Here is a 6075-nt window from a genome sequence, read left to right as displayed (position 1 = left end):
AGACTTTGTGGCCTTCAGCGCGGGTCAAGTTGCAGCGTTGACGACCACCCAAGTGGGTGCGTTGAAGACGTCTCAAGTGGGCAGCATCAATGCTACAAAGATTGCAGGGATGACAACTGACCAAGCTGCGGCTTTGTCAACCTCGGTGCTGAGCGTGTTGAGTGCCACGCAAGTGGGTGCCTTGACCTCGTCGCAACTGAACGCGATCAGCAGCAGCAAGTTGCAATCGATCACTACAACAGCGCTGAGTGGTTTGACGACGGCGCAGTTGTCTGCCTTGAGCACGACCAATGTGTCGGGCTTGACGACGGTGCAAGTGAGCAGCTTGTCGGGCGCACAACTGCGTAGCCTGACCAGCGTACAGATGCAGAGCTTGACCAACACTCAGCTGCAAAAGTTGACCAGCACCCAGTTGCAATCTTTGGATACGTCGCAAGTCGCCAGCCTGACGACAGACCAAGTGCAAAACTTGTTGACAACGCAGGTGCAAGCCTTGACCACTGCTGAAGTGGCTGGTTTGACCACCGATCAAGTGGCAGCCTTGACCTCTACGCAACTGACTAGCATGGAAACGACCGATATTGCTGCTTTGACGAACAGTCAATTGGGTGCCATTGGCACGAGCAGTTTTAAAGAGTTGGGTACTGCACAACTTCAAGCATTGACTACAGCGCAAATGAGTGGTTTGAGTACGGATCAACTCAACGCGCTCAGCTCAAGCCAGTTGCGAGCCATAGAAACTGCAGACATTGCTGCGCTGACATCCTCTCAAGTGAGCAACTTGACGCTTGTCAATAAGTTAACAACGGCACAGGTGGTGGCCTTGACGGAAGATCAGGTTGGTGGTTTGACGACCACGCAAGTTGCATCATTGACTTCGACGCAATTGCAGTCGCTAGAAAATACTGACGTAGCAGCCTTGACCAGTACACAAGTGCTGAGCATGGACATTGCTAAATTCAGTACGTCCCAAGTGCAATCGTTAACGCGTGATGTCATTGCTGGCTTGACCACTGGAAAAGTAGATGCGTTGACTACCCTTCAGCTGGCTGCTCTGAGTAACGATCAAATCAACGTGCTGACCACCGCTAATATTGTGTCTTTGAGTTCTTCCAATGTTCGGGCGCTCACGGGTACCCAATTGCAGGCGATGTCATCTACACAGTTGCAAGCGATCACGACGGACCGTGTGGTTCAGTTGACAACGACCCAAGTACAAGGGTTGACCAATACGGTGGTGTCATCATTGACCACCGACCAGTTGCATGCTTTGACTACATCGCAGGTACCTTATCTGACCAATGCCGTGATATCTAACTTGAGCAGTACGCAGGTCACCGCTTTGGGCACTGATCAAATCAATGCCCTGACGAATGCGCAAGCCAAAGTATTAACGACTGCGCAAGTGGTTGCTTTGGGTACGACAGGTGTGGCTGGCTTGAGTAGCAGTCAGCTGGGCGCTATGTCTAATGCCAGTGTGGCAGCTATGACAACAAACATGGTGGCTTTGCTGACCAGCGTACAAGCCCAAGGCTTGAGCTTGAGTGTCTTGCCGACATTGGGAACGGATCAGATTAACGTCATGACCAGCTCGGCTGTGAATGCATTGTCTGGCGCTCAAATCAAGGCACTGACAACAGCGCAAGTGGATGCCTTGAGTACAGATACCTTGAAGACTTTGGGTTCTACGCAGATCAAAGCGCTGGAAACAGCAGACTTTGTGGCTTTGTCATCGACCAAGGTTGCATTGCTGACCACTGACCAGATTCGTGAAATTGAAGTTCAGGACATTGCTGTGTTGAGTTCTGGTCAAGTGGGTGCTTTGGATAGCAGTCAAATCAACATCTTGAGTACTGCGCAAATTCAAGCAATGCGGACCGATGCCTTGCAAGCGATCGGCACGTCGACGGTGGCTGTGATGAGTACAAGTTTGTTGCGTGCCTTGACCACGGGCGAGGTCCAAGCCTTGACGACCGATCAGGTGCAAGCTTTGACAACTACCCAGCTCCGCTCCTTGACCACCACCGAGTTGAATGCTTTGACGTCGACACAAGTTGGTAAATTGACGACCGAGCAAGTGCAATCGCTGACAACATCGATGATGTCAGCGCTGACCAGTTCGCAAGTTGGAGCCTTGAGCAGCACACAAATTGGTGCACTCACTCCAACTCAAATCTTTAGTTTGATTAGTCGAATCTAAGGGATGATTTGAGGACTAATGGAGAAAGTCAGGTTCCGCGTGGATTTGGCTTTCTCTGTGGTTCTATATGCGTCCGTACAAATCTTCAAACCGCACAATGTCGTCCTCGCCAAGGTAAGAACCCGACTGCACCTCAATCAAATGCAGCGCCACCTTGCCTGGGTTTTCTAGCGCGTGCTTCACGCCCACGGGGATGTAGACCGACTCGTTTTCTGTCACCAGTTTGCTCTCATCACCCAAACGCACCAGCGCTGTGCCCGACACCACCACCCAATGCTCGGCGCGGTGGTGGTGCATTTGCAGCGACAGCTTCGCACCGGGCTTGACCTTGATGCGTTTGACCTGAAAACGCCCGCCACTGTCCACCGAGTCGTAGCTGCCCCACGGCCTGAACACCTCGCGGTGCTGGTCCACCTCGGGGCGCTTTTGGGCTTTCAGGCGGTCCACCACCTTCTTCACGTCTTGGGCTTTGTCTTTGTGGGCCACCAGCACGGCGTCTGAGGTCTCGACCACCACCAAATCTTCCACGCCAATCAGCGCGACCAAGCGGCTGTCGGCATGCACATAGCTGTTCTTGGTGCCTTCCAACAGCACGTCGCCTCGGGTGGCGTTGCCTTGCGCGTCTTGCGGCAACACTTGCCACACGGCAGACCATGCGCCCACGTCGTTCCAGCCTGCGTCTAGCGGCACCACCACGGCTTTGCTGGTTTTCTCCATCACGGCGTAGTCCACGCTGTCGGAGGGGCTGCTGGCAAAGGCTTCTTGGTCCAAGCGCACAAATTCAAGGTCTTTTTGTGCGTTGTTCCATGCGCCTAGGCAGGCTTGCAGCATGGCGGGGTTGGCCTTGCCCAACTCCTCTAAAAACACCGACGCTTTGAACATGAACATGCCGCTGTTCCAGGTGTAGCTGCTGTCTTTTAAGTAAGCCTGCGCCGTGGCGAGGTCGGGCTTTTCAACAAACTGCTGCACCGGCACAGCCGCATTCGCGTCCAGCGCCATGCTGGCTTTGACGTAGCCATAACCCGTCTCGGCATGCGTGGGCACAATGCCAAACGTCACCAACGCGCCGCCCTCTGCCGCCTTCAGCCCCACACGCACCGCGTGGTGGAAGGCCGGCACATTGGCAAACGTGTGGTCCGACGGCAGCACCAGCAACACGGGGTCGGCCCCCGTGGCAAGCGCCGCCAACGCTGCCACCGCAATGGCTGGCGCGGTGTTGCGCGCCACCGGCTCTAGCAAGATGCTGAGTGGCTCCACCCCTGCCTCGCGGCACTGCTCGCCCACCAAAAACCGGTGCTCGTGGTTGGCCACCACGATGGGCCGCATTGCGTCTGCCGTGATGCCCTGCAAGCGCTGCAGCGTCAGCTGAAACAGCGAGGCATCTTCGGTCACGCCTAAGAATTGTTTGGGGCGCAATGAGCGAGACAGCGGCCATAGGCGTGAGCCGCTACCGCCTGACAAGATGACAGGAATTAATCGAGAGGCCGTCATGTAGAGCCTTAGGTTTGAGTGTGGATTTTCAAAAAGTCTTGGTACGCCAGCTTGATGCCATCAGCCAACGCCACCTTGGCCCGCCAGCCTTGGGCGGCGGCGGCTGACACGTCTAGCAGCTTGCGCGGCGTGCCGTCGGGCTTGGTGCTGTCAAACACCATGCGGCCTTCAAAGCCCACCACTTGCATCACCTGCTCGGCCAGTTCGCGAATGGTCACATCCACGCCTGTGCCAATGTTGAGCAAGGGGCCGTGGTAACCGGCGGTCATCAGTTGCACGCAGGCATCGGCCAAATCGTCGACATACAAAAACTCGCGCATGGGGTTGCCGCTGCCCCACACCACATATTCGGCGTCGCCGCGCAGTTTGGCTTCGTGCGCCTTGCGAATCAGCGCGGGCAGCACATGGCTGTTTTGCAAGTCGTAGTTGTCGCCGGGGCCATAGAGGTTGGTGGGCATCACGCTGGTGTAGCGCGTGCCGTATTGCGCGTTGAAGCTCTCGCACAGCTTGATGCCTGCAATCTTGGCCAAGGCATAAGGCTCGTTGGTTTGCTCTAACGGCCCCGTCAATAAATATTCTTCTTTGATCGGCTGCGGGCAATTGCGTGGGTAAATGCAGCTGGAGCCCAAAAACATCAGATCGTGGATGCCCGCCGCATACGCCCCTTGAATCAGGTTGGCCTCCATCATCAGGTTTTGGTAGATGAAGTCGGCGCGGTAAGTGTTGTTGGCGTGAATGCCGCCCACCTTCGCTGCGGCGATGAACAAAAAGTCAGGTTTTTCGGTTTTCAGAAAAGCTTCGACTTCGGTTTGTCGCGTCAGGTCCAGCTCGGCGTGTGTGCGAGTGAGGATGTGCTGATAACCATCTGCCTCCAGGCGGCGCACGATGGCTGATCCCACCATGCCACGGTGGCCAGCGACATAAATCTTGGCGTCCAAGTTCATGGCTTAGTGTTCGATGCCGACGGATACGTTGAAACCGTGTTTCTTCAGTAAGGCATGTTGCTTGGCCTTGCTCAAGTCGTTGGCCACCATTTCTTTGACCATCTCGTCCAGGGTGATTTCAGGCACCCAGCCCAAGTCGGCCTTGGCTTTGCTGGGGTCACCCTGCAAAGTTTCGACTTCGGTGGGGCGGAAGTAGCGGGGGTCGACACGCACCACCACTTGGCCTACTGCCAAACCTGGCGCATCAGAGCCTTCAATCCTGGCCACGGTGGCCACCTCGTTCACACCTTCGCCTGTGAAGGCGAGGGTGACACCCAGTTCATTCGCGGTTTTGGTGATGAACTGACGCACCGAATATTGCACGCCGGTGGCAATGACGTAGTCTTGCGGTGTGTCTTGTTGCAACATCATCCATTGCATGCGCACGTAGTCTTTGGCGTGGCCCCAGTCGCGCAGCGCGTCCATATTGCCCATGTACAGGCAGCTGTCTAGGCCCTGCGCAATATTGGCCATGCCGCGGGTGATCTTGCGGGTGACGAAGGTTTCGCCTCGGCGCGGGCTCTCGTGGTTGAACAAAATACCGTTGCACGCGAACATGCCATACGCCTCGCGGTAGTTCACCGTGATCCAGTAAGCGTAGAGCTTGGCCACCGCGTAAGGGCTGCGTGGGTAGAAAGGGGTGGTTTCCCTTTGCGGCTTTTCTTGCACCAAACCATACAGCTCGGACGTGGAGGCTTGGTAGAAGCGAGTTTTTTTCTCCAACCCCAAAAAGCGAATGGCCTCGAGCAAGCGCAGCGTGCCCATGCCGTCTACATCGGCGGTGTATTCGGGTGCCTCAAAAGACACTGCCACGTGGCTTTGTGCACCTAGGTTGTAAATCTCGTCAGGCTGCACCTGCTGAATGATGCGGGTGAGATTGCTGCTGTCCGACAAATCACCGTAGTGCAGATGCAGGTTTTTGTTGTTGGCATGCGGGTCTTGGTAGATGTGATCAATACGGTCGGTATTGAACAACGACGCACGACGCTTGATGCCATGGACGATGTAGCCTTTTTCTAAAAGGAACTCGGCGAGGTAGGAGCCGTCTTGGCCGGTGATGCCGGTGATGAGGGCTACTTTTTGGGCGGTTTGCATGTTGAGATTTGTAAAATATATGGCCAACGATTTATAACAATCACATACGAAATTCTAAGGCTTTTGTCATTTACAGAGTGGGTCAGAGAGGACTGAAATTTTGTTGAGTAAATTTAAGTTTTCACTATGCTCACGGAAAATTATGGTGATATACAAGCTAAATAATAATTGGCGGATTCAAGGACGAAGTGCAACACGCTTTAACGAGGCATGGAATACCTCGTGAGGTGTCTTGAATCCTAGTCGCTTTCTGGGGCGATGATTCAATCGGTTTTCAATCATAGTCAATTCCTCATCCGTCACGGT

Annotated in this window: 4 protein-coding genes; 1 reads left to right on the top strand and 3 read right to left on the bottom strand. The window is 54.7% G+C overall.

Annotated features, from left to right (window positions below):
* Positions 1-2200, top strand: a 2200-nt coding sequence (locus tag RMS95_RS02520) for a beta strand repeat-containing protein (protein WP_405023350.1), incomplete at its 5' end; no start/stop codon positions are given.
* A gap of 63 nt (positions 2201-2263) precedes the next feature.
* On the opposite strand, the gene RMS95_RS02515 is transcribed toward RMS95_RS02520, so the two are convergent.
* The 3 genes from RMS95_RS02515 to gmd are packed head-to-tail and all read right to left on the bottom strand — an operon-like array spanning position 2264 to position 5769.
* Entirely contained in the window at positions 2264-3691 is a 1428-nt protein-coding gene (locus tag RMS95_RS02515) for a mannose-1-phosphate guanylyltransferase/mannose-6-phosphate isomerase (protein WP_310643299.1), read from the bottom strand.
* Between the two features lie 8 nt (positions 3692-3699).
* Entirely contained in the window at positions 3700-4635 is a 936-nt protein-coding gene (locus tag RMS95_RS02510) for a GDP-L-fucose synthase (protein ID WP_310643297.1), read from the bottom strand.
* 3 nt (positions 4636-4638) lie between these two features.
* The gene (gene gmd, locus RMS95_RS02505; RefSeq protein ID WP_310643296.1) at positions 4639-5769 is read right to left on the bottom strand and encodes a GDP-mannose 4,6-dehydratase; all 1131 of its coding nucleotides are present in this window, start codon (positions 5767-5769) and stop codon (positions 4639-4641) included.
* Positions 5770-6075: the final 306 nt, after the last annotated feature.

The sequence above is a fragment of the Limnohabitans sp. genome (assembly GCF_031539175.1).
Lineage (GTDB): Bacteria > Pseudomonadota > Gammaproteobacteria > Burkholderiales > Burkholderiaceae_C > Limnohabitans.
This window is presented reverse-complemented; position numbering and strand designations above follow the sequence as displayed.

What these genes read in the sequence shown, in the direction of transcription:
- RMS95_RS02510 (WP_310643297.1), bottom strand. Translation starts at nt 4,635, where the DNA reads ATGAACTTGGACGCCAAGATTTATGTCGCTGGCCACCGTGGCATGGTG.
- gmd (WP_310643296.1), bottom strand. Translation starts at nt 5,769, where the DNA reads ATGCAAACCGCCCAAAAAGTAGCCCTCATCACCGGCATCACCGGCCAA.
- RMS95_RS02515 (WP_310643299.1), bottom strand. Translation starts at nt 3,691, where the DNA reads ATGACGGCCTCTCGATTAATTCCTGTCATCTTGTCAGGCGGTAGCGGC.